Origin of the sequence: Imbroritus primus, from assembly GCF_964332355.1 — a bacterium.
In the GTDB taxonomy this organism is placed as follows: domain Bacteria; phylum Pseudomonadota; class Gammaproteobacteria; order Burkholderiales; family Burkholderiaceae; genus Imbroritus; species Imbroritus primus.
This window is the reverse complement of the sequence record NZ_OZ201293.1, coordinates 151,113-173,009: the sequence shown is the minus strand read 5'-3', so window position 1 is coordinate 173,009 and position 21,897 is coordinate 151,113. Positions and strand designations below refer to the sequence as shown.

Below are 21,897 nucleotides of genomic sequence, written 5' to 3'. Positions count from 1 at the left end.
TTCAATGCCGGCACAGGGCCGGCCTCATTCAAGCGCCCCGGCACGCAGGGCTTCTTCAAGTGCGGCAGCGCGTGCATCATGCACGCGTGCGCGGATGGCGGACGGATCCGCCGCGCACTGGCGCGCAACCGCGCCGGCATCGACTGTGTTGACCACGGCAAGCGCGCGCAGCAAGCGCTGCCCCTGCGGATACTGCGCCTCCTCATGCCCCAGCCGCCCGCGCGCATCGGCCTCGCAGGCCTGGATCACCTGGGCGAAACGCTCGGGCTTGCGCAAGGCATCGCAGCGCTCGAGCAGCCGCAGCAACGCGGCCGCGCCGAACTCGCCACTGCGGTGGATATTGCCATGCTCCTGCGCGACCACGCGCGCCAGATCGCGGCAGTCGTTGGGCACGCGCAGGCGCTTGCAGACAGCTTCCAGCAGATGCACGCTACGGCCCTCGTGGCCAATATGACGCGGCAGGACGTCGGGCGGCGTGGTGCCCTTGCCAAGGTCGTGCATCAGCGCGGCGAAACGCACGGGCAACGGCGCCTGCAGCCGCGCAGTCATCGCCAGCACCATCATGACGTGCACGCCGGTGTCGATTTCCGGATGGTAATCGGCACGCTGCGGCACGCCCCACAAGCGATCGAGCTCGGGCAACAGGCGCGCCAGCGCCCCGCAGTCGCGCAACACGTCGAACATGCGCACGGGCGCGGCCTCCATCAGCCCGCGTGCCAGCTCCTGCCAGACGCGCTCGGGCACCAGCGCATCGACCTCGCCTGCCGCCACGATGTCGCGCATGCGGGCGAGCGTTTCGGGCGCCACGGTAAAGTCGGCAAAGCGCGCAGCGAAACGCGCAATGCGCAGGATGCGCACGGGATCCTCCGCGAACGCGTCGGACACATGCCGGAACACGCGCGCCGCGAGATCACGCTGCCCGCCGAACGGATCGATCACCGGACCGGACAACACACCATCCGCATCCACGGCCTGGGCCATGGCATTGATGGTGAGGTCACGGCGCTGCAGATCTTCCTCGAGCGTCACATCGGGCGCGAAGTAGAAGGCAAAGCCCTTGTAGCCCGCCGCGGTCTTGCGCTCGGTGCGGGCCAGCGCGTATTCCTCCTGCGTCTGCGGATGCAGGAACACGGGAAAATCCTTGCCGACCGGCCGGTAGCCGAGCGCGGCCATCTGTTCCGGCGTGCCGCCGACCACGACGTAATCGCGGTCCTTGCCCGGCAAACCCAGCAAACGGTCGCGGATGGCGCCGCCGACGGCATAAACCTGCATGGGCTCAGTGGCCTCCAGTCACCATGATCGGATCGGCAAAATCCGGCACGTGGCGGTACGGCTCCTGCGAGACGAGGAAGTCGCGTTCGGTGTTCGCGCCGGCAATCCATTTCTGCATGGCAGGCAGGCTGCGGATGTGGTCAGCGTAGGCCTGCGCGAGTGCCGGCAGCTTGACCTGGTAGGTGTGGAAGCGCGTTACCACGGGCGCATAGAATGCATCGGCAATGCTGAACTCGCCGAACAGGAAGGGACCATCCGCCGCATGGCGCTCGCGCAGGCCGGTCCAGATTTCGATGACGCGGTCGATGTCGCGCTGCACCACATGCGTCCAGCGCGTCGTCGGCAGCGAAGCGCGAATGTTCATCGGCAGGTTGACACGCAGCGGGCTGAAACCGGAATGCATTTCGGCGGCGACCGAACGCGCTTCGGCGCGCTTGGCGGCGTCTTTCGGCCAGAGATTCTTTTCCGGAAATTTTTCGGCCAGGTATTCGCAGATCGCCAGCGAGTCCCAGATCTTCAGTTCACCGTCGACCAGGATCGGCACATGGCGCGCCTTCGAGTATTTCGCCACATGCGGCGCAAACTCCGGGGTAAAAAGGCGCACCGGCTCCTCTTCAAATGCAATGCCCGCATGGCTCATGGCCAGCCACGGACGCAGCGACCACGAGGAATAATTCTTGTTACCCATCACCAGTTTCATCGACGATTCCCAAAGATCCGGGCCACCCCGGAGGAAATTCATTCTATCAGCCATCACTTAGAACGACAAACCATAGCGTTCACGCGCGCATGCGCCAACGGTCCAGGCGGGCGCTGCGATCCTGGCGGCCGAGGACCTCGGCCAGGCTGGATTCGAGGTGGCGGGGCGTGATACCCAGGACCGGCGAGACTGGTCCGTGCAGCACATTGTCGACGCGCATCGAGTCGAGATTGTCGCGCGACATGAGCGGACCGCCCGGCGCGTGTTCAAGCATCATGGCCTGCAAGCGGCCCAGCGCAGCGGGCAGGCGCATGACCGGACGCGGGTGGCCGGCAGCCTGCCCGGCCAGGCGCACGAGTTCCTCGAGCGTATAAACCTGCGGCCCGCCAAGGTCGTAGCACTGGTGGATGGTCTCGGCATTGCCGAAGGCATTGACGATCGCCTGCGCCACATCCTCCACGGCAATCGGCTGGAAGCGCGCGTCAGCACACGCCAGCGGCACGAACGGCGCGAACCGCTGCATGCGCGCGAACAGGTTGAGAAAACTGTCGCCCGGGCCGAACACCACGGACGGACGGAACACCGTCCAGTCGAGCATGCTCATGGTCACGGCCGCCTCGCCGTCGCCCTTGCTGCGCAGGTACATCGAGGGCCCGGCGCTTTCCGCCCCCAGCGCGCTCATATGCAGCAGCCGGCGCACGCCATGCCGCGCGCACATAGCGACGAGGCGACGCGGCAGGGCCACGTGAGCCTTGGCGAAACCAGGACCATACGGCGTGCCGCGACGATCGTGCAGGATACCGACCAGGTTGATGACCGTGCCGTCCTCACCCAGCGCGGCAAGCAAGCGGTCAAGCGTGGCGTCGTCATGGACATCGGCCTCGACCAGCTCCACCGGGAGGGGCAGCAGATGGCGCACACCGCGCAGATCCCGCGTGGGTGCCAGGATACGCCCGGGTACGCGGTCCGGCAGCGCGCCCGGCACCCATGCGGCACGCGTGACCGGCTCGGGCAGGCGTTCGCCCGGGGTCGCCGCGAGTGCGGCCAGGCGGGCCAGGACATGGCTTCCGATAAAACCGGAACCGCCGATCACGAGAATGTTCGATACCAGCATGGCAACCTCCGTCGATTTTGTCACGCTGCCCCACCCGGTGTGGCGGATACCACTCGAGCGTGGCGAAGACACCATTCAAGTGTAGACGCGCCGCCACCGACCGCGAAGCGGGCACGGCGCCGGCATGACGTCAGGCAACTGCATGCAGGCGCTCCGCGCAATCGCGGTGCGCCTGCCGCGCATGAGGCTCAGGGCAGGTTTGTTGCGACTGCCTGGCTCGGTGCGACCTGTCCGAGGCGGGTCCGCAACGATTGCGGCTGGCCGCTGATGATGGCCGCATAGTACGTGGCGTTCGACAGCACGTTCTTCACATAGCCGCGCGTTTCCGCGAACGGAATGGTCTCGGCGAAGATCGCGCCTTCCACGGTGCGGTTCAGCGAACTGCGCCAGTTCTTGGGCCGGCCCGGACCGGCGTTGTAGGCGGCCGAGGCCATGGTCCACGAGCCGTCGAGGTCGTTCAGCACCATGTTCAGGTAGTTGGTGCCCAGCTGGATATTGACCGTCGGGTCATCCATCTGGCGCGGGTGGAAATCGCTCAGGCCGATGCGGCGCGCGACGTAGCGCGCGGTCGCGGGCATCACCTGCATCAGGCCGGACGCGCCGACGTGCGAGCGTGCATTCATGATGAAGCGCGACTCCTGGCGGATAAGACCGTAGGTCCACGCCATGTCGAGACCCAGCTGGTCCGTGGCGCGGCGCATGATGTCGCGGTACGGCATGATGAAGCGCAGCGTGAAGTCATGCTCGTCGCGCGTGCGGTCGGCGGAGTTGACGGTACGGTCGAGAAGCTGGATGCGGCGCGCATACTCGGCGGCGGCCAGCAGTTGCCGATCCGTCATGCCGCGCAGTTCCCAGTTCCATTCGCGGTTGCCCTCGAAGCGCATGTCCATCGCATAGAACCTGGCCGCACGGGCAAAGCCTTTGCGACCGCGCATCTGCTCGACCTCGGCATCGCTGACGGTGGTGCGCGGCGGCAGCGTGATGCGCTGGCCCAGCTCCTCGAGCGCCAGCTGGCCATAGAAGTTGTACTGCTGCGCAATCGAGGCGAACTGCTCGCGCGCCTCGGCATCGCGCTTCTCGGCCTTGAGCGCGCGGCCATACCAGTAGATCCAGGCCGGATCATCGCGCAGGCCCATGCGCATGGCTTCGACCGACTGGCGCACCAGCTTCCAGTCGCCGGCACGCAACGCCGCGCGCACGCGCCATTCCTGAGTCTCGTCCGAGAGCCAGCGGTCGCCGCCCAGTTCGAGCTGGCGGCGATACCACTGCGCCGCCTCGGGCATTAGCTTCTTGGCGGCGAACTGCGCGACCACACCCCAGCCCGCACCCTGCTCCTCGCGCGGCAGCGACGCGCCGGACGCCTGCAGGTAGGCGGCAGCCTGCGACGGATCGTTGCGCGCCATCTTGACCACGGTCGCCAGCGTATCGCCATCCACGCGCTCACCACCGTTGGTAGTCGCGGCGATACGGCCCGCCAGCGTCGTGAAATTCTGTTCCAGCGCCTGGCGCGCCTGGAAGGCGACATCGGCCCGGCTGAACTGCCCGCCCTGCGCAAGATAGCCAATCAGATCGACACAGCCTTCGCCATAGCTTTTCGGCACGACCAGCACGCGGCGCGCCGCATCGGCCACTTTCTGGCCCTTTTGCGCCGCGGAGAGCAGGGCATAGCACTCGACCTGCGGATCGTCCTTCAGCGCAAACTGCGGATACTCCGCATCGAAGTTAGTCCAGTCGCGTTGCTTGCCGAGCACCAGCAGCCAGTCGTTGCGCAGGCGGTCGGCAATCGCGTCGCCGCGATAGCGCTCGAGGAAGCTGCGGATCTGGTCGACCGGCGCATCGAGGCGCGCCAGGCCACTGCTGTCGAACATCTGCGGCTTGATGCGGTAATACTCGATATAGGAGGGAATCTCGTACCCGCCGAGCTGCGCCGCCAGGCTCCAGGCGCGCGTCACATCGTTCTTGCGGGCGGCGTCGCGCAACTGGGCAAACTGGTCATCCGGCGAGACCGCGGACTGGGCCGAAGCCACGCCAGCGACGCAGGCCAATCCGAGCAAAGTGGTCGCGGCGACACGATATACTGCCTGGCGCATGTTGATTCCTGTCATGGTGTCCGAGTTGAGTTCATTATCACACGATAGCGGCGCCGTGCCGGCGCGGGCCGAGTTGCGGCGCACGCTGCTGGCGCGCCGTCCGGCGGGCGACCGCCGTGCCGCGCACGACGCGGCCCTGACACAGTCGCTGGCCGGCCTGCTGGCGACGCTCGACGATTGCTGCATCGGATTCTACTGGCCGATCCGCGGCGAATTCGACATGGTTGCGGAAGTCGTCCGCTGGCTGCGCGCCAGTCCGCACGCCAATCCGAACGCAGCCCCCCAGGCTCGTTCCAGCAGTACGCGCCGCGCAGCCCTGCCGGTGATCCACACGCGGGCCGCGCCGCTCGATTTTCATCTATGGACGCCAGAGACGCCGATGCGTTCCGGCCAGTACAACATTCCCGAACCGCAAGGCACCGCCGCCGTCATACCGGACATCCTGCTGATCCCGTGTGTCGGCGTGGATCGCCAGCGTTACCGCATGGGCTATGGCGGCGGGTATTACGACCGGACCCTGGCAGCGTTGTTCCCGCGCCCGCAGGCCATCGGCATTGCCTACGCCGATACCGTAGTCGAGTCCATTGCACCGGAAGCGCACGACATCGCACTCGATCGCGTGGTGACGGAAGACGGTATCTGGTAGAGCGGCCTCAACCGCCTGTCCGCGATACTCGCCGACGTACCGGGACTTTCGCGTTGGCGAGCCGCAGTGCCGCCTCCACCGTACGCTGTGCCCATGCCGTAATCTGCGCGGCATCAGTTCCAGCAGGTGCTGGATGAGCCCATCCGACGTGCGCGTGGTCGGATCCGCCATGACGACCACGCTGCCAGCCGCAGCGACTAGAGGCCCAGGCGCTGCCAGAGCGACTTGGTCGGGCCAGCGGCGTTGAGGGTGTAGAAATGCAGGCCCGGCACATCCGAGGCCAGCAGCCGTTCACACAGGGCCGTGACCACATCGAGGCCGAACGCGCGGATCGACTCGCGGTCGTCGCCGAAGCTCTCGAGCCGCTTGGCGACCCAGCGCGGCACCTCGGCGCCGCACATGTCGGAGAAGCGCATGAGCTGCGAGTAGTTGGTGATCGGCATGATGCCGGGCACGATGGGAATTTCCACGCCCAGGCGACGCACATCGTCCACAAAGCGGAAATAGGCATCCGCGTTATAGAAGTACTGCGTGATGGCCGAGTCGGCCCCGGCCTTCACCTTGCGCGCGAAATTCTCCATGTCGTGCCGCGGCGAGCGCGACTGCGGATGGTATTCCGGATAGGCTGCGACCTCGATATGGAACCAGTCGCCGGTTTCGGCGCGGATGAATTCCACCAGCTCGTTGGCAAAGCGGAATTCCCCAATCTCGCCCATGCCCGAGGGCAGGTCGCCGCGCAACGCGACGATGTGGCGGATGCCCGCCTCGCGATAGGTCTGGAGGATCTGCCGGATGCTGTCGCGCGACGAGCCGACGCACGACAGGTGCGGCGCGGCCTCCGTGCCCTCGCGCTGGATCTCCAGCACGGCATCGAGCGTGCCCTGTTGCGTGGTACCGCCCGCGCCGAAGGTCACCGAGATGAACTTCGGCTGCAGCGTCGCCAGCTGCGCGCGCGTGACGCGCAGCTTCTCGGCGCCCTCGGGCGTCTTGGGCGGGAAAAATTCAAAACTGAAATGTCGTTCTTGCATAGTGTTGTTGCGGGCCAAAGCGCCGCCTCATGTCACGCGACGCGGTCGCGCAGCAGCAGGCTGGCCAGCAGCCACGAGATGATGCTGTACAGGATCGAGCCCAGCAGCGCCGTGCCGAAACTGTCGACCATGAAGCCGGACAGCAGCTTGCCGACAAACAGGAACAGCAGCGCGTTGATGACGAAGATGAACAGGCCGAGCGTCAGCACCGTCACCGGTAGTGTCAGGATGACGAGGATCGGCCGGATCAGCGCATTGACCAGGCCCAGCACGAGGGCTGCGATCATCGCCGAGCCGAAGCCCTTGATCTGGATTCCGGACAGCACATAGGGCAGCACGAACAGCGCGACGGCATTGATCAGCCAGACAATCAGCAAACGCATGGCACTTCCTCCCGGGTTGCAATGACCCGGCCGGGCGGAATGCCTGGCCGGGCGGTCAGCATAAAACGGTACAGCAACGCAATGGCCCTCGGATGCGGCTTCAGACCCCAAGCGAATCTGGCCGGACGCGCGGCGGGCAGTACACAAGTACGGCCCAGCCACGCGACGATGCCAGACTCCGGCTGAAACCGCCGCCCAAGCTTAGTAGCGGTAGTGGTCGGCCTTGTACGGACCTTCCTTCGAGACGCCGATATAGGCGGCCTGCTGGTCGGTCAGTTCGGTCAGCTGCGCGTTCAGCTTCTTCAGCTGCAGGCGCGCCACCTTTTCATCGAGATGCTTCGGCAGCACGTACACGCCGACCGGGTACTTGCCGGAATCGCGTTCCTGCCACAGTTCGATCTGTGCAATGGTCTGGTTGGCGAACGAGCTACTCATCACGTAGGACGGATGGCCCGTGGCGCAGCCGAGGTTCACCAGGCGGCCCTTGGCCAGGATGATGATGCGCTTGCCGTCGGGGAAAATCACGTGATCGACCTGCGGCTTGATCTCTTCCCACTGGTATTTTTCCAGCGCGGCGATCTCGATCTCGTTGTCGAAGTGACCAATGTTGCAGACGATGGCCTGGTCCTTCATCTTGGCCATGTGGTCATGCGTGATCACATGGTAGTTGCCGGTACAGGTCACGAAGATGTCGGCCTTGTCGGCGGCGTAGTCCATGGTCACCACGCGGTAGCCTTCCATCGCGGCCTGCAGCGCGCAGATGGGATCCACTTCGGTCACCCACACCTGCGCCGACAGGGCGCGCATGGCCTGCGCGCTGCCCTTGCCCACATCGCCGTAACCGCAGATCACCGCGACCTTGCCGGCGATCATCACGTCGGTGGCGCGCTTGATGCCGTCGACCAGCGATTCGCGGCAACCGTACAGGTTGTCGAACTTGCTCTTGGTCACCGAGTCGTTCACGTTGATGGCGGGGAAGCGCAGTTCGCCCTTCTGGGCCATCTGGTAGAGGCGGTGCACGCCCGTGGTGGTTTCTTCCGTCACGCCGCGGATTGCGTCGAGGTTGCGGCTGTACCAGGTCGGATCCTGCGCCAGCTTTTCCTTGATGGCGGCGAACAGGAAGGTTTCTTCCTCGCTGCCCGGCTTGGCGATCACCGAGGCATCCTTCTCGGCGCGCGCGCCGAGGTGCAGCAGCAGCGTGGCATCACCGCCGTCGTCGAGGATCATGTTCGGCGTGCCACCGTCCGCCCAGTCAAAGATACGGTGCGTGAAATCCCAGTACTCCTTCAGCGACTCGCCCTTGAAGGCGAACACCGGCGTGCCGGCGGCGGCAATCGCAGCGGCGGCGTGGTCCTGGGTCGAGAAGATATTGCACGAGGCCCAGCGCACATCCGCGCCGAGCGCCTTGAGCGTCTCGATCAGCACGGCGGTCTGGATCGTCATGTGCAGCGAACCGGCGATCCGCGCGCCCTTCAGCGGCTGGCTGGCGGCGTATTCGTCACGGATGGCCATCAGGCCCGGCATTTCGGTCTCGGCGATGGCGATTTCCTTGCGGCCCCAGTCCGCAAGCTTGATATCGGCAACGAGGTAATCGGTCTTCAGGTCGGCAGGTGCGTTCATTTTCACTCCGGAGAAAAGTGATCGCCACAGGGGGTGAACGCAGGAATAAACGCTTGAGACGCGCACTCTCGCCACCATGACAATCACGGATCAGCGAGCGCGGTTGAGAGACTTCCGAGCCTGGCGGGAAGGTGCGACCTTGCGGAAAAGGCACCACTCCGTTGCAACGCTCCTCGGAATGCCGGTATTGTAGCGTGAGCGGGACGAAGTTGCACCCGCCACGCGCCACCCAAACACGCCGCCAGGCCACCTGCCCCGCACTTTTCGGGGAAAGCCCCGGCCAGCCCTGATGTTCCTGGTCCGCGACCGCCCGACGATTCACATGACACACGCCACACCGGTTTCTGCTCCTGCCGCCTCGCCTACCTCGGTTTCCATGCCAGCCCCATCCACCCCGACCGCGCATATTCCACCGCGCACCCTGACCATCGCCGGCTCCGACAGCAGCGGCGGCGCCGGCATCCAGGCCGACCTCAAGACCTTCGCCGCCCTCGGCTGCTTCGGCATGACGGCCATCACCGCCATCACTGTGCAGAACACCCTCGGGGTCAGCGGCGTCCATGCCATTCCGCCCGAGATCGTCGGCGCCCAGATCGACGCCGTCGCCAGCGACCTCGGCGTGGATGCCGCCAAGACCGGCATGCTCGGCAGCCCCGAGATCGTCCACGCCGTCGCCGCCGCGCTCGACCGCTGCAGCCTGACGCAGCTGGTGGTCGACCCCGTGATGATCGCCACCTCGGGCGCCACGCTCTCCAGCCACGACACCGCCCGCGCCATGGTGCGCGAACTGTTCCCGCGCGCCCGGCTGGTCACGCCCAACCTGATCGAAGCCGCCTGGCTGCTGGGCCGCGAGATCCACACCGAAGACCAGATGGACGCCGCCGCCGAAGCCCTGCTCCAGCTCGGCTGCCACGCCGTGCTGCTCAAGGGCGGCCACCTCGACCAGCCCATCCTCAGCGACCTGCTGCTGTGCGCCGACGGCACCCGCGAAGTCATCCGCCACCCACGCATCGCCACGCGCAACCTGCACGGTACCGGGTGCACGCTGGCGGCTGCGGTGACGGCGCATCTGGCGCGTGGCCTCGGCTTGACGGAGGCGGTGCGTGGGGGCATCGAGTATGTGACACAGGCGATTGCGGCTGGGGCCAGATGGTCGTTGGGGCGGGGGAATGGGCCGTTGGATCATGGGGCAGGAAACGCTTGTTCACTGTCGCGATGAAGCGCAATTCATAGAATGGCATGGCTCACCTTGGATAAAGGAAACCAACCATGCCAGTGAATCCTCTCCGGCGATTAGCGCGCGGATTCTCAAATATGATCGCGTCCGTCAAGGACGCCTATATGCAGGAGAAAAGTGTCGCGGCAAATAATCGCGCAACCTTCCTGCGAGAGACCCTGATCAAAAATCTCCGGGACGAAACATCGACACCAGTCCGCGTACGGTATGAATCACTGCTGCCGCGCTACGCGGACGACGGCCGGATCGAAAAACGATATCGGGGACTCTATCCGCGCCCCATGCTCACGCGCGTCGAACCGGTTCACCTGGAGAAAAAACAATGGCTGCGCGTGGCGGAGACCGAGCTGGCTAAACTGGAGGATTTTCTGGCAAAGCATCCAGTCAGGACGCCGGAGGGCGCTGCTGCGGCAGTGACGCCAGGCACGACACCACCCAACCACCATCCCGGCCCTGCCCAAACGCCTAACACCAAACGCAAGCCCGCAGTGGAACCCGCTCGGGTGATCCATCCTCCCCCCGCGCACAGCGCTCGCAAGAAATTAGCATCGGACGCAGGTCTTCGAACTGCGCGTGAGGCCGGCGGTGCAGCGCAGCCCCAACCAGCACGACAACCCAGACCGTCGAAACATCCAGAAACCCGCCCCACCGGTCAACCGCGGCAGCGCGGTGAAAAAGATCCGGCGACCGTCGAAAAGGCCTCTGCAACGACATCGCGTGCGCAGCGGTCACGCCTGGCGTCATCGCCATCCAGCGGCACGCACAAGACATCAAAAGAAGACCGACAGCGCGCCACCGAGCCATCGCCGAGCGCCCATGCCTCTCTCGCGCTTCACGCCACGGGGACAGCCGAGCCGGTCGGCACCACATCAACCCCTAGGGATCAAAGATCGCACAGACAGGCACCGAAGGGCCCGCTGCACGCACCCCGAACCTCCCGCTCCCGGCGATCGGATGCTCATTCCGGTGCGGGCTCCTCTTCTTCGTCATCCTCGCCGCGCCCCACAGCAACGAGGCCGGGAGCAGCGATCGACGCCGGCCACCCAGGCGCACCGCCGCCGAACCAGCCAATATCACCGGGACACCGTCTACCCTGGGAAGCCGACCCGAACGACGCAGACATCGCCAGGGAAATTCTCGACTGCTTCAGGCATGCTCCGGCAAGCACGCCAGCTACACCCGCTACCGCCGCAGATCCCCTGCAAATACGGGCCATCGAGACGTTCAACAGCGAGCGAGAGAAAATCATGCGGGCAGATGGCCAAAAACGTACCTCGCCCGAAAACGAGCAAAAGCTGCTCGATCTGTCCGATCAGTTGATCCCGCATCCATCCGATCCGCTCACCCTGACATTGTGGAATGGCACAACGACCAGCCTCGACAGGATCAGGCTGCCCGAGCAAGCCGACCCGTCACATCCCGCCGATGCCTCCCTCGAATTCTGCAGCCGGATCGTGTGCGCTTACGCCAACAGCGTGCTCGAAAACCTGGCGCTTGCTTACGTGAAACTGCTCACCGCGGGAACGGTTCCGGACCACCGCTTCAATCATGGCGCGGTGACTGGCATGCTCTATACGAGCAAAAATGCGATGCTTGACGCCATGTTCGAGATGGAGACCCGGATTGCCCGAGCCGCTCGGGAAGAGGGTGTGACACTTCCGGGGATTCCCCCGCTGTCGGTTCAATGGGACGAACTGTTCGAGCCCCAGATAGACGATCCCCATCATGCCGGCAGAACGGTCAACAAATTCGCGAACCTGATGCCGACCCAGGGCCTTGAACGCCCGGAAAGCGAGGTACGGCATCAGCTCCTGGCGCTGCTGGAGAGCGACAGCAGGTTAATCCAGGCAAAGGCGGACACGCTATTGCGGAAGATGCTTGTATCACTACAGCAGGGCTAACCAGCCAACGCGCGCAGCCGACGGACAGCGGCAGATAAATCCCCCGCCTCCGTCACCGCCCTCACGACCGCCACATTTCCCACCCCCGTCCGCAAGACCTCCTCCGCATTGCCCGCATCGATGCCGCCAATGGCGACGAGCGGCAATGACGGATAACTGCTGCGCACGGTCTCGACGTAGGCCTGCAGGCGCGCGAGTCCTTGCGGTGCGGTCTTGAGGGTTTTGGTAGTGGTCGGAAACACCGCACCCAGCGCCAGATAGCTCGGCTGCAGCGGTAGCACGCGCAGCATTTCGGCGAAGCCATGCGTGCTCACGCCGAGCCGCAGCCGTGCGGTGCAGATGGCGGGCAGGTCGGTGTCGGTGAGGTCTTCCTGTCCGAGGTGAATACCGTAGATGCCGCTGGCGCCATGCATGTCGAGCGCGGCGCGGTGCTGGCGGATGGCTTCCTGCCAGTGGTCGTTGATGAACAGGCGGCAAGCGCTGCCGCGTGCGGCCTGTTCGGCGCGGGCGATTTCGTCGGCCACGCGCGCCGGGTCGCCGGATTTGAAGCGCAACTGCAAGGTCGGCACGCCTAGCGGCACGAGACGTTCGATCCATACGGCGTCGGGCACGACGGCGTACAGGCCGAGTTGCTCGGGGCAGGGCGGGAAAAGGCCGGGTGCTTGCAGCGGCGCGGCGCGCAGCATCACGGCCGGAAAACGCGGCAGGTGCGTGGGCCAGGTGGTGTCGCCGACATGCCAGGCGCGTGCGAGGCATACGGCATCGTGCGGCTCGAAATCCATGTCGAGCAGGGCGCGCACCGTGTCGAGCCAAGGTTCCGACAACACCGGGTCATGCTCCGCCGAGGAAACGAACTGCCATGCGCCGAAGGGGCCATCGACATGATCGACGATCTGCCGTCGTGATCCAGCGGAGTTAAGCGTGGTCACCAGTACGGCTTCACGCGTTGTTTCGCCCGGTGTCTCGGCCGTTGTATCCGTGTCGCCATCCGCCGCCGTATGCGCCGGCGCGGATAAACGGAAGCGGACTTCCCCGGCCGGCAGGTCGACTGCCGTGATCTGCCAGCCTTGGGCACCGCGCCCGAACGATGCACCATGCCGCTCGAGCAGCGCGTGACGCAAATCCATATGCCGACTCTCCGTCAAACGTTGCTGTCCTGATGCCAAAACGGCATCCCGACCACCGGCGTGCTGGCCTGCGCCAGTTCGCGCTCCGGCATGGGCTGCGCGAGCCACGCGGCGCGGCCGGCGGCGACGGCCATGGAGAAGGCCTGCGCCATCGCGACCGGGTGCGTGGCCTGTGCCACAGCGGTGTTGAGCAGCACGCCGTCGTAGCCCCATTCCATGACTTGCGTGGCGTGCGAAGGCAGTCCGAGACCGGCATCGACGAGCAACGGCGTATCGGGCAGGCGCTCGCGCAGCAGGCGCAGCGCATATGGATTGATCGGCCCCTTGCCGGTACCGATGGGCGCGGCCCATGGCATGAGCGCCTCGCAGCCGGCATCGAGCAGGCGGCGGCAGAGCACGAGGTCCTCGGTGCAGTATGGCAACACCTTGAACCCTTCGCGGATCAACCGCTCGGCCGCGGCCGGCAGCGCCAGCGTGTCGGGCTGCAGCGTGTAGTCGTCGCCGATCAGTTCGAGCTTGATCCACGGCGTGTCGAACACTTCGCGCGCCATCATGGCGGTGGTGATCACTTCCTCGATCGAATGGCAGCCTGCGGTGTTCGGCAACACGGGCACGTTGAGTTCGCGCAGCATCTGCCAGAAGCGCTGTCCGCCTTCGCCCTCGCCAACCGCGCCTTCACGGCGCAGCGCGACGGTCAGCATGCCTGGCCGCGCGGCGCGTACTGCCTGCTCGAGCACGGCGGGCGACGGGTAGCGCGCCGTGCCGAGCAGCAGGCGCGACGCAAAGGTTTCGCCGTACAGGCGCAAGGCATCGTCGGCCAGCACGGAAGCGAGGGAGGTGTCTGAATTCATGGCAGTTCCTGCAATCAGCCGCCCGTGACGGGCTGCACGAGATCGATACGGTCACCAGCCGCGAGCACGGTGACGGCATGCGCGGCACGCGGCACGAAGGCACCGTTCACGGCGGTGGCGAAGGGCGGCTGCGCGCCGCTGTGCGCGACGGCATCGGCAAGTGTCGCGTTGTCAGGCAAAGCAAGCGCCTGACCGTTGAGTAGAACATCCATCATGCGTTTTCCAACTGTGAATCGAACGCGGTGCCGCCATACATTTCAGGCCAACGCGCCGACGCGCGCACCGCAGGTAGCGCGCCAGCGCCATCATCGAGCCAGGCTTGCGCCACAGTGCATGCCGCCTGCGTGACCGCCGGGGCGATCATGAAGCCATGCCGGTACAAGCCATTCACGCGCATGACCGGTACATCCTGCACGTGTTCGGCAATAATCTCCGGCAGATTGTGCGGCAAGGTGGGGCGGCACTGCACATTCAGTTCGAGAATACGCGCCTCGCCGAACGCGGGGTGCAGCGAATGCGCGGCCGAGAGCAGTTCGAGCGCGGAGCGCACGCTCATCGGCGACATGTCGTCGCTCTCGAGTTCGGTCGCGCCAATCACATATACGTCGCCTGGCTTGGGCGCGATGTAGATCGGGTAACGCGGATGCAGCATGCGTACCGGACGGTGCAAGCGTACGCCGGGCGCGTGGATACGCACCACCTCGCCGCGCAGACCACGCAGCGCAGGCCAGTCGCGGCGCGCGCCGAGGCCGCGGCAATCGAGCACCAGCCCGGCTTCCAGGCCGAGCCCGGGCAGCGATGACACATCGACCTCGCCGGCATGCCAGACGCAATGCACACCTTCCGCCTCCAGCGCCACACGCAGCGCATCGAGCACCATGCGGTTGTCGAGCTGGCCTTCGCCGCCGATAAACAGGCCTTGACGGAAACGGCCGGCCAGCGCCGGTTCCAGTTCGGCAATCGTGTCGCCATCGACAGCGCGCAATTGCGCCTGCACGGCATCGGCCGGCGCAACGGCGCGCACACGGCTGGCGAACATGGTGGCTTCGTTGCGGTCGCCGGCATGCCAGACGACCAGCGTACCGTCCTGCTGGAAGAACACCGGGGTGGGCAGCGTATCGATCAGCGCGCGCCACAACGGCACGCTAGCCATGCCCATCTCCACCACGCTGCGTTCGCTGATGGCGGACTCGGCCAGCGGCGCAAGCATGGCTGCGGCGATATGCGCCGCCGCGCCGCGCCCATCGGGCCCATCGCGCTCAATCAACGCCACGGTACGCCCCGCGCGCGCCAGCTGCAGCGCGCACAGGCGTCCGGCCAGGCCGGCGCCGAAGATGGCGACGTCGATGTCGGGAAGAGTCACGGAATCACCTCGCGCCCCGAGATGCACAGTACGCACGCCCCGGGCAGCACACCATATCGCATACAGTGCACGAAACGATCGGTACAAAAGGGAACAGGCAACCCTGGGGGGCGCCGGCTGTCCGGCTGGGGGGCAATCGCTGACAATCTGGTAGATCTGCGGTCATCATTCGCTCCGGCATGCGTGACATCAACAGCAATGCGCAGAGAAAGACCTTGCAGACTCGTCGGCGCCAGTACCGGCACCGTTCGAAACTTCCCACGCCGGTATGAACCGGATCGGGTGCAAAGGGTCTCTCTCAGCCATGCAGCGTGGGCACGGCACCCCTGTTTCTTCGATAGCTGTAAGGATAGCACACGCATTCGACATCGCGCGGATCACGAACCCGTTTTCGGACAAACGCAGAGTTGCGAAGATTCACATTCCCCGGACGGATGACATCATGTATTCGGCACTATGCTTGTTTTTAGTCACACCCTCATGCCGGCATCCACGCTAGCGGTTCCCTGCGGCACGCCACTCCTTGCGCTGTATGCGCACGTGACAACACGCCGGATTTCGAGGCAATGATCGAGGCCCGGTCACCCGAAGGGTCGGGCGTGAGCGAGCGAAAACCGATCGGGCGCCGCCATGCATCGCCGCTTCTCACAAGTACGCCATCATGCCCTTATCCGTATTTCACACCCCCGTCTTTTCCGCTGCCGCGCGGCAAGTCCCGCCCTCTATCCAACAATCGCGTCTTCTGGACGTTCCCGCTGAAGCGCATGCGCGCCGCCCACTGTTCATCAGCAAGGAAGCTGTCATGAACGGGAATGCGCCGCTCAATGCCTTTCCGGGCGACTATCGTCAATTGCTGAACGAACTCACCACCGTGATGCAGGACCTGGCGATGACAACCGCGCGTCAGGCAGCAATCGCCGTCAAATGGAACGCGCTTCACCAGATGCTTTTTCCCTACGGCGGCGTCATGCCGCAAGCCCTGCACGAAGAAAACGACGCCTACCGCTTTTACACCAGCGTGAAGCGCGATCTGGAGCTGATCAACAAGATTCTTAACGACGATAACGTTCATCTGGAGACGCGCCGACGCGCCGCGATCAACCTGGCGGATGAAATCGAACACTCCTGCTGGGCTGGCATGATCGGATATATCCGCGTGATTGCAGCCAGCCTGGAAGCGTGTGCCGGCGGGTTGATCGGCCGCCTCTACGCGGCGCGCGTCGATGTGATGAACCAGGTTTTTGCCGAAGCCCAGGCGGAGCAAGCGCGCCGCCAGCGGATGGGACCGGCGATGAACGTACACGTCAATTCAGCGCTGTTCAATCACTTCGCTGACCGCTATCACGTCGCCCGCATTGAAGAGAGCTATGGTAACAATCAGATGCTGCAGAGCCGGGGGCTCGATCTACCAGCACTCCAGCGGCGGCTCGATACGCTCCTCGCGCCGTCAAACCTGATTCGGTTCATCGCCGAAGATTGCCTCAATGCGGTCAAACGATGCCTGATGGAAACCTTTCCAAAAACCTCCCCGGAGACCTGGCACGACCTCGGAACCTTTAAGAAAATCGAATCCCCGCTGGAGCAGATTGCACTGGCATATGCCGGGCTGGGGACCAACGGCAGCGGGGCAATTCCAATCACCGCCCTGCTGGATTACCGCGAGGACGACTGCTTTAGGGCAGGCACCAATGTCCCGCTGGTACAGCATTACATCAGCCTGGGGCTGGAACGCCAGTCATTGCTTGATCCGCTGCGTCAACTAGTGGACAGCCCGCTCGACCCACCCGCTGTGCTCACCGCGCACATCGAACATCGTGACACCGGCCTCTGGTGTGTGCACGAAGGCTATCGCGAGATACTCGACACTGCACATCTGCGCGAGGCGCATCCGCACATCAACCCCGACATGGCAGGTGTGCGGGCGCTGCAGATCACCGACCCGGTCAGCATGCAGGCGCTTCCACCATCACAGCTAAATCACAGCCATCTGCTCGCACACTTTCTCAAAGTCATGGGGCCCGCGCGCGCGGCGGCGTATCTCAACCAGCATCGCCATGCGCTGCCAAGCGCTTTCAATACGACGCGGCATACGTGGCTTTTGGCCGCGTGGTTGATGCCGGGAACGTCCACGACTGAGCGTGTGGCGATGGTGTCTACGCTTTTGGAGGCAGGCGTCGCTCCGGCATTCAGAGCCCTGGGCCGTCGCCGCTTTCTCCCGCGCCTGGTGATTGGCGCTATCCAGCAGGGCACGGCGCACATCCTCGACCGCATCGCGGCATCCGGCATCACGCTCGCCCAGATGCGCTTTAGCCGAGGCTTGCTCCCGCTACAGGAAGCCGCGCGAGGCCGGCACGCCGGGATATTTGCCTCCATCCTGTCGGCCAGCCCGGCGCATGCGCTACTGGCAACCGATGCGTACGGAAAGACGCCAATGCATTACGCCACGTCCGGCGGAAATGCCGAATATGTGAACCAGATGCTGGACAAGCTGCACGCCGAACCGGACATCGCACGGCAGGCACGCCCGCTCGTCGCGGCGTGTTTACTGTCAGCCTTGCGCCATCGTCATGCGGACGTGGCGCGTCTGCTCGCCGAGCAGTGCCCTTCGCCGGAAACACTCTCGCGCATTCCGCCCACAGAATCCAGTCATCTGCTCAAGCGGTTGCCACAGGGCTGGCAGAACGCCTTCGCGCCGCATGGAATCGGTCCCGCTCAGCGCAGCAATAGTGGCATCCGTGCATTGCGCGCCATGCTGACTCCTGAGGAATTTCGCGCTTATGTCCGCACGCATCGGCGCGAATTCCGCAAGCTCATGGATCCGGAACATACGGACGCGGTATCTCGTCGCCTGAACTCGATGCGCTGGGTGACCGCGATACGCGACGCCGCGTCCGAATCCAACGTACCTTACTGGGCCAGTCTGCAGCGGGTGGGCGCCACGCTTGGCACCCTGAATCCGCATGAACTTGCGCTGGTGCAGGCTCAGGTGGCAGCAGACAGGGGAATCTCATCCAGATCCCGACGCGGCGCCACGTAACTGCGCGACGGTACCGCCGGACGACCGATCCGGCGGCAGGATCGCCGCAAACATACAGCGTTCGTGGGTCAGGAGTAGATCTTGCCGCCCTGGCGGACGAACTCGATCGATTTTTCCTGCATGGCCTGCTCGGCGCTGCCATCCTTCAGCGAGGCGGCGTAGTCACGCACCTCCTGCGTGATCTTCATCGAACAGAACTTGGGACCGCACATTGAGCAGAAGTGCGCGATCTTCGCGCCTTCGGCAGGCAGCGTGGCGTCGTGGAAGGCGCGCGCTTTTTCCGGATCGAGACCGAGGTTGAACTGGTCTTCCCAGCGGAACTCGAAACGCGCCTTGGACAGGGCGTTGTCGCGCAGCTGCGCGCCAGGCCAGCCCTTGGCCAGATCGGCGGCGTGCGCGGCGATGCGGTAGGTGATGATGCCTTCGCGCACGTCTTCCTTGTCAGGCAGGCCGAGGTGTTCCTTGGGCGTGACGTAGCACAGCATGGCCGTGCCCATCCAGCCGATGTTGGCCGCACCGATGCCGCTGGTGATGTGATCGTAGCCGGGTGCAATATCGGTGACGAGCGGGCCGAGCGTGTAGAACGGCGCTTCGAAGCAGTGCTTCAGCTCCTCGTCCATGTTCGCCTGGATGCGCTGCAGCGGCACGTGGCCCGGGCCTTCGATCATGACCTGCACGTCATGCTCCCACGCCTTTTTGGTGAGCTCGCCGAGCGTATGCAGTTCGCCGAACTGCGCCGCATCGTTGGAATCAGCGATGCAACCCGGACGCAGGCCGTCGCCGAGGCTAAACGACACGTCATAGGCCTTCATGATTTCGCAGATCTCGTCGAAGTGCGTGTACAGGAAGTTTTCCTTGTGATGCGCCAGGCACCACTTGGCCATGATCGAACCGCCGCGCGACACGATGCCGGTCACGCGGTCCGCGGTCAACGGCACGTAGCGCAGCAGCACGCCAGCGTGGATGGTGAAGTAGTCGACGCCCTGCTCGGCCTGTTCAATGAGCGTGTCGCGGAACATTTCCCACGTCAGGTCCTCGGCCTTGCCGCCGACCTTGTCGAGCGCCTGGTAGATCGGCACCGTGCCGATCGGCACCGGCGAATTACGCAGGATCCACTCGCGCGTTTCATGGATGTGTTTGCCGGTGGACAGGTCCATGATGGTGTCCGCGCCCCAGCGGATGGCCCAGACCATCTTCTCGACTTCCTCGGCGAGCGACGAAGTCACGGCGGAGTTGCCGAGGTTGCCGTTGATCTTCACGCTGAAGTTGCGGCCGATGATCATCGGCTCGAGTTCAGTGTGATTGATGTTGGCGGGAATGATGGCGCGGCCAGCGGCGATTTCCTGGCGCACGAATTCCGGCGTGATGTCTTCCGGGCGGCGCGGAATGTTGGCGCCCAGGCCATCGCCGGGATGCTGGCGCAGCAGCGCCTTGTATTCGGGCTTGTCGTACAGCGCCTGCAGGTTCAGCGACTCGCGCAGGGCGACGAATTCCATTTCCGGTGTGATGATGCCGCGGCGCGCGTAGTGCATCTGGCTGACATTGGCGCCAGCCTTGGCGCGGCGCGGATTCGTCAGGTGTGCAAAACGCAGATGCGCCGTAGCCGGATCGGCAGCGCGGGCGCGGCCATATTCGGAACTCAGGCCCGGCAGCACCTCGGTGTCACCGCGGGCATCGATCCACGGCGCACGCAGCGCCGCGAGGCCGGCCTGCAGGTCGATCTGCACGTCCGGATCACTGTAAGGGCCCGAGGTATCGTAGACCGGGATCGGCGGATTGGGCGACTCGCCCTGCTCGGTACGCGTGTTGGTCTGCACGATGGTGCGCAGCGGCACGCGGATGTCCGGACGGCTGCCGACGAGATAGGTCTTCGACGAAGCAGGATAGGCGAATTTCTGGTCGAGCTCGCTGGCGAGCGATTCGAAGGAAGTTGCAGCAGAAGTGGCGGCTGTGGAAGCGGATTGCGTCATGTCTCGTCCTTGGTTATGCAGTGGCGGACGAAACCGGAGGCCCTGAACCGATGACCAGCCTGTAGGCTGAAGTGGCATCCTGCGCGGGCTCGCGGGCGGCTCGTATGGAGCACAAGTGACGCAAGCGGCAGGTGGAGGGACGGTTATGCTTGAAACTTCCCACGCCGGTACTAACCGGATCGGGTTCGAAGGGACTCTCTCAGCTACACGCCCCATGCGTGCAGCACCCCTGTTTCATCCAACAGGGATGATTAAAGCATATTGCGCGGGAAACCGCCAGTTTCACGGGCGCAGGCAAACACGGCCGGCACTGACCTTTGTGGCTGGGCATGTGCCTCGACAACACAAGGCCTGTCAGGCGCCGCAGCGGATGTATCGCCGATGAAAACCGGCGGGCTCACGAATGTTTGCAAATACGGCCAACGCAGTACGGCAGCATGGCTCTACGATAGGCTCACATATCGACAGAGAGGAATTGCATGTTGTCACGTCTGGGTTTTGGAGCGAGTCATGCTTCACGACAATCCGCCAACACCAACCCGCAAGCGCCCAAACCTGGCGATGCATCCGACCCGGCGCCCTCTGGAAACGAAGCTGGCAGAGGCACAGGAGCAGCGGCAAGCCGGGACAGCCATACCGCGACCACATCTGGATTGAAATCGAGATTGCGGGAGATCGCTCGTGCCGTAGGCTTCGACCGTCGCCATGCGCAGAAAGCGAGACCGGATCCGCTCGAAGGCATGACCGAAGCACAGCGCACGCAGCTACGCAAGGCCGCCACGGCGGCGCTGTGCGACAAGGTGGTACTGGAAAAGATCCTCGACCAGTGGCCCAGTCGGTCAAGGTATGGTTCCTACGAGCAGGACTACCTGCGTGACCTGGCAGGAAACCTGAGCAGAACCTCGAAGTCGATCCGCAAGGCAATGCTGCCGGTACTGGCAGCCGCACTTTTGTATTGCCACTACAACCGCGTGTTCGTCTACACCAGCAGCATTCCCAATGGCTGGCTCAAGTTCAAAGGCACCGATCGACTGGCATTCGGTCGCTGGGTCACGGAACAGGTACTCCCGCGCCGGATACCCGGCTACGCATCGGTACTGACCGCCGAATTAAGGGCCGGATTCATGAAAGACGTCATCATTCCGGCAACACAGGCAGCTTTTCAACACTACGTCCACCAAGGTGACCTGGGCACGGCCAAGCGCATGCTGACCAGTGGCCTGGTGTCGCCATTCAATTCCTTCGACGAGGTGAAGCCGCTCTTCCTGCTCGTCTCAAAGAAGGTTAAAGCAGACTATCTCGACGAAATCTGCGAAGAACTTCACAAGCTCGATGAGTTCAAGGGCTACATCAATCATTCCGACGGACATAAGCCCCCCCTGCGTCTGCTCGACTACGCTCTGGAATGCGGTAACCAGGCCGTGATCGACGTGCTCAGGAAACACGGGGCGGTGACACATGACATCGACATCCCGGCGCCGCCACCCACCCAGACGATCACATGGAGTGACCCGCCCTGGTTCGATTAGTCGTCGCAGCCAAGTCGGCAGTCGGCATC

17 protein-coding genes and 3 riboswitches are annotated in these 21,897 nt (G+C 64.4%); of the genes, 5 read left to right on the top strand and 12 right to left on the bottom strand.

Going from position 1 to position 21,897, the window contains the following annotated elements; all coding sequences use genetic code 11:
- Positions 1–24: 24 nt before the first annotated feature.
- The 4 genes from ACQ3C8_RS00705 to ACQ3C8_RS00690 all read right to left on the bottom strand — a co-directional run bounded on the left by ACQ3C8_RS00705 (position 25) and on the right by ACQ3C8_RS00690 (position 5,176).
- Entirely contained in the window at positions 25–1,272 is a 1,248-nt protein-coding gene (locus ACQ3C8_RS00705; RefSeq protein WP_428852099.1) for a multifunctional CCA addition/repair protein, read from the bottom strand.
- A gap of 4 nt (positions 1,273–1,276) precedes the next feature.
- Positions 1,277–1,972 (bottom strand): glutathione S-transferase family protein, encoded by a 696-nt coding sequence (locus ACQ3C8_RS00700; RefSeq protein ID WP_009520884.1) that lies wholly within the window; start codon positions 1,970–1,972, stop codon positions 1,277–1,279.
- 79 nt (positions 1,973–2,051) lie between these two features.
- Complete coding sequence (locus ACQ3C8_RS00695; RefSeq protein WP_428852098.1) at positions 2,052–3,086, bottom strand: complex I NDUFA9 subunit family protein; 1,035 nt, start codon at positions 3,084–3,086, stop codon at positions 2,052–2,054.
- Positions 3,087–3,274: 188 nt separating this feature from the next.
- On the bottom strand, positions 3,275–5,176 hold the full coding sequence (locus ACQ3C8_RS00690; protein WP_428852097.1) for a transglycosylase SLT domain-containing protein: 1,902 nt from the start codon (positions 5,174–5,176) through the stop codon (positions 3,275–3,277).
- Between ACQ3C8_RS00690 and ACQ3C8_RS00685 the strand changes: the two genes are divergently transcribed.
- The gene (locus tag ACQ3C8_RS00685; RefSeq protein ID WP_428852096.1) at positions 5,175–5,822 is read left to right on the top strand and encodes a 5-formyltetrahydrofolate cyclo-ligase; all 648 of its coding nucleotides are present in this window, start codon (positions 5,175–5,177) and stop codon (positions 5,820–5,822) included. The genes ACQ3C8_RS00690 and ACQ3C8_RS00685 overlap by 2 nt on opposite strands.
- Positions 5,823–6,019: 197 nt before the next feature.
- Here ACQ3C8_RS00685 and metF read toward each other — a convergent pair whose 3' ends face one another.
- The 3 genes from metF to ahcY all read right to left on the bottom strand — a co-directional run bounded on the left by metF (position 6,020) and on the right by ahcY (position 8,853).
- The gene (gene metF, locus ACQ3C8_RS00680) at positions 6,020–6,850 is read right to left on the bottom strand and encodes a methylenetetrahydrofolate reductase [NAD(P)H] (RefSeq protein WP_428852095.1); all 831 of its coding nucleotides are present in this window, start codon (positions 6,848–6,850) and stop codon (positions 6,020–6,022) included.
- A gap of 32 nt (positions 6,851–6,882) precedes the next feature.
- Entirely contained in the window at positions 6,883–7,233 is a 351-nt protein-coding gene (locus ACQ3C8_RS00675) for a phage holin family protein (RefSeq protein ID WP_009520878.1), read from the bottom strand.
- A 201-nt stretch (positions 7,234–7,434) separates the two neighbouring features.
- Positions 7,435–8,853 carry an adenosylhomocysteinase gene (gene ahcY, locus ACQ3C8_RS00670; RefSeq protein WP_428852094.1) on the bottom strand — a complete coding sequence of 473 codons (1,419 nt, stop codon included), beginning with the start codon at positions 8,851–8,853 and terminating at the stop codon, positions 7,435–7,437.
- An 88-nt stretch (positions 8,854–8,941) separates the two neighbouring features.
- Positions 8,942–9,034: riboswitch (S-adenosyl-L-homocysteine riboswitch) on the bottom strand.
- Positions 9,035–9,229: 195 nt separating this feature from the next.
- Here ahcY and thiD point away from each other — a divergent pair.
- Positions 9,230–10,072 carry a bifunctional hydroxymethylpyrimidine kinase/phosphomethylpyrimidine kinase gene (thiD, locus tag ACQ3C8_RS00665; RefSeq protein WP_428853007.1) on the top strand — a complete coding sequence of 281 codons (843 nt, stop codon included), beginning with the start codon at positions 9,230–9,232 and terminating at the stop codon, positions 10,070–10,072.
- Between the two features lie 95 nt (positions 10,073–10,167).
- Positions 10,168–11,991, top strand: a complete 1,824-nt coding sequence (locus tag ACQ3C8_RS00660; protein ID WP_428852093.1) for a hypothetical protein — start codon at positions 10,168–10,170, stop codon at positions 11,989–11,991.
- Here the strand turns inward: ACQ3C8_RS00660 and ACQ3C8_RS00655 are convergent.
- The 4 genes from ACQ3C8_RS00655 to ACQ3C8_RS00640 are packed head-to-tail and all read right to left on the bottom strand — an operon-like array spanning position 11,988 to position 15,332.
- Complete coding sequence (locus ACQ3C8_RS00655; RefSeq protein WP_428852092.1) at positions 11,988–13,118, bottom strand: thiamine phosphate synthase; 1,131 nt, start codon at positions 13,116–13,118, stop codon at positions 11,988–11,990. The two genes, ACQ3C8_RS00660 and ACQ3C8_RS00655, sit on opposite strands and share 4 nt — an antisense overlap.
- A 14-nt stretch (positions 13,119–13,132) precedes the next feature.
- Complete coding sequence (locus ACQ3C8_RS00650; RefSeq protein ID WP_428852091.1) at positions 13,133–13,969, bottom strand: thiazole synthase; 837 nt, start codon at positions 13,967–13,969, stop codon at positions 13,133–13,135.
- Positions 13,970–13,983: 14 nt separating this feature from the next.
- Positions 13,984–14,181, bottom strand: coding sequence for a sulfur carrier protein ThiS (thiS, locus tag ACQ3C8_RS00645; protein ID WP_037029089.1), 198 nt, complete (start codon positions 14,179–14,181; stop codon positions 13,984–13,986).
- The gene (locus tag ACQ3C8_RS00640; RefSeq protein ID WP_428852090.1) at positions 14,181–15,332 is read right to left on the bottom strand and encodes an FAD-dependent oxidoreductase; all 1,152 of its coding nucleotides are present in this window, start codon (positions 15,330–15,332) and stop codon (positions 14,181–14,183) included. Before ACQ3C8_RS00640 ends, thiS begins: the two co-directional genes overlap by 1 nt.
- A gap of 238 nt (positions 15,333–15,570) precedes the next feature.
- A riboswitch (TPP riboswitch) is annotated at positions 15,571–15,670 on the bottom strand.
- A gap of 464 nt (positions 15,671–16,134) precedes the next feature.
- Here ACQ3C8_RS00640 and ACQ3C8_RS00635 point away from each other — a divergent pair.
- Positions 16,135–18,369 (top strand): hypothetical protein, encoded by a 2,235-nt coding sequence (locus ACQ3C8_RS00635; RefSeq protein ID WP_428852089.1) that lies wholly within the window; start codon positions 16,135–16,137, stop codon positions 18,367–18,369.
- Between the two features lie 68 nt (positions 18,370–18,437).
- Here ACQ3C8_RS00635 and thiC read toward each other — a convergent pair whose 3' ends face one another.
- Positions 18,438–20,339: a phosphomethylpyrimidine synthase ThiC gene (gene thiC, locus ACQ3C8_RS00630; RefSeq protein WP_428852088.1), complete on the bottom strand. Its 1,902-nt coding sequence runs from the start codon at positions 20,337–20,339 to the stop codon at positions 18,438–18,440.
- 139 nt (positions 20,340–20,478) lie between these two features.
- A riboswitch (TPP riboswitch) is annotated at positions 20,479–20,580 on the bottom strand.
- Between the two features lie 238 nt (positions 20,581–20,818).
- On the opposite strand from thiC, the gene ACQ3C8_RS00625 reads away from it, so the two are divergent.
- Entirely contained in the window at positions 20,819–21,868 is a 1,050-nt protein-coding gene (locus ACQ3C8_RS00625; protein ID WP_428852087.1) for a hypothetical protein, read from the top strand.
- The last annotated feature ends 29 nt before the right edge of the window (positions 21,869–21,897 follow it).

What these genes read in the sequence shown, in the direction of transcription:
- thiS (WP_037029089.1), bottom strand. Translation starts at nt 14,181, where the DNA reads ATGGATGTTCTACTCAACGGTCAGGCGCTTGCTTTGCCTGACAACGCG.
- ACQ3C8_RS00700 (WP_009520884.1), bottom strand. Translation starts at nt 1,972, where the DNA reads ATGAAACTGGTGATGGGTAACAAGAATTATTCCTCGTGGTCGCTGCGT.
- ACQ3C8_RS00685 (WP_428852096.1), top strand. Translation starts at nt 5,175, where the DNA reads ATGTTGATTCCTGTCATGGTGTCCGAGTTGAGTTCATTATCACACGAT.
- thiD (WP_428853007.1), top strand. Translation starts at nt 9,230, where the DNA reads ATGCCAGCCCCATCCACCCCGACCGCGCATATTCCACCGCGCACCCTG.
- ACQ3C8_RS00655 (WP_428852092.1), bottom strand. Translation starts at nt 13,118, where the DNA reads ATGGATTTGCGTCACGCGCTGCTCGAGCGGCATGGTGCATCGTTCGGG.
- ACQ3C8_RS00695 (WP_428852098.1), bottom strand. Translation starts at nt 3,086, where the DNA reads ATGCTGGTATCGAACATTCTCGTGATCGGCGGTTCCGGTTTTATCGGA.
- ACQ3C8_RS00705 (WP_428852099.1), bottom strand. Translation starts at nt 1,272, where the DNA reads ATGCAGGTTTATGCCGTCGGCGGCGCCATCCGCGACCGTTTGCTGGGT.
- thiC (WP_428852088.1), bottom strand. Translation starts at nt 20,339, where the DNA reads ATGACGCAATCCGCTTCCACAGCCGCCACTTCTGCTGCAACTTCCTTC.
- ACQ3C8_RS00650 (WP_428852091.1), bottom strand. Translation starts at nt 13,969, where the DNA reads ATGAATTCAGACACCTCCCTCGCTTCCGTGCTGGCCGACGATGCCTTG.
- metF (WP_428852095.1), bottom strand. Translation starts at nt 6,850, where the DNA reads ATGCAAGAACGACATTTCAGTTTTGAATTTTTCCCGCCCAAGACGCCC.
- ACQ3C8_RS00660 (WP_428852093.1), top strand. Translation starts at nt 10,168, where the DNA reads ATGATCGCGTCCGTCAAGGACGCCTATATGCAGGAGAAAAGTGTCGCG.
- ACQ3C8_RS00690 (WP_428852097.1), bottom strand. Translation starts at nt 5,176, where the DNA reads ATGCGCCAGGCAGTATATCGTGTCGCCGCGACCACTTTGCTCGGATTG.
- ahcY (WP_428852094.1), bottom strand. Translation starts at nt 8,853, where the DNA reads ATGAACGCACCTGCCGACCTGAAGACCGATTACCTCGTTGCCGATATC.
- ACQ3C8_RS00635 (WP_428852089.1), top strand. Translation starts at nt 16,135, where the DNA reads ATGAACGGGAATGCGCCGCTCAATGCCTTTCCGGGCGACTATCGTCAA.
- ACQ3C8_RS00675 (WP_009520878.1), bottom strand. Translation starts at nt 7,233, where the DNA reads ATGCGTTTGCTGATTGTCTGGCTGATCAATGCCGTCGCGCTGTTCGTG.
- ACQ3C8_RS00625 (WP_428852087.1), top strand. Translation starts at nt 20,819, where the DNA reads ATGTTGTCACGTCTGGGTTTTGGAGCGAGTCATGCTTCACGACAATCC.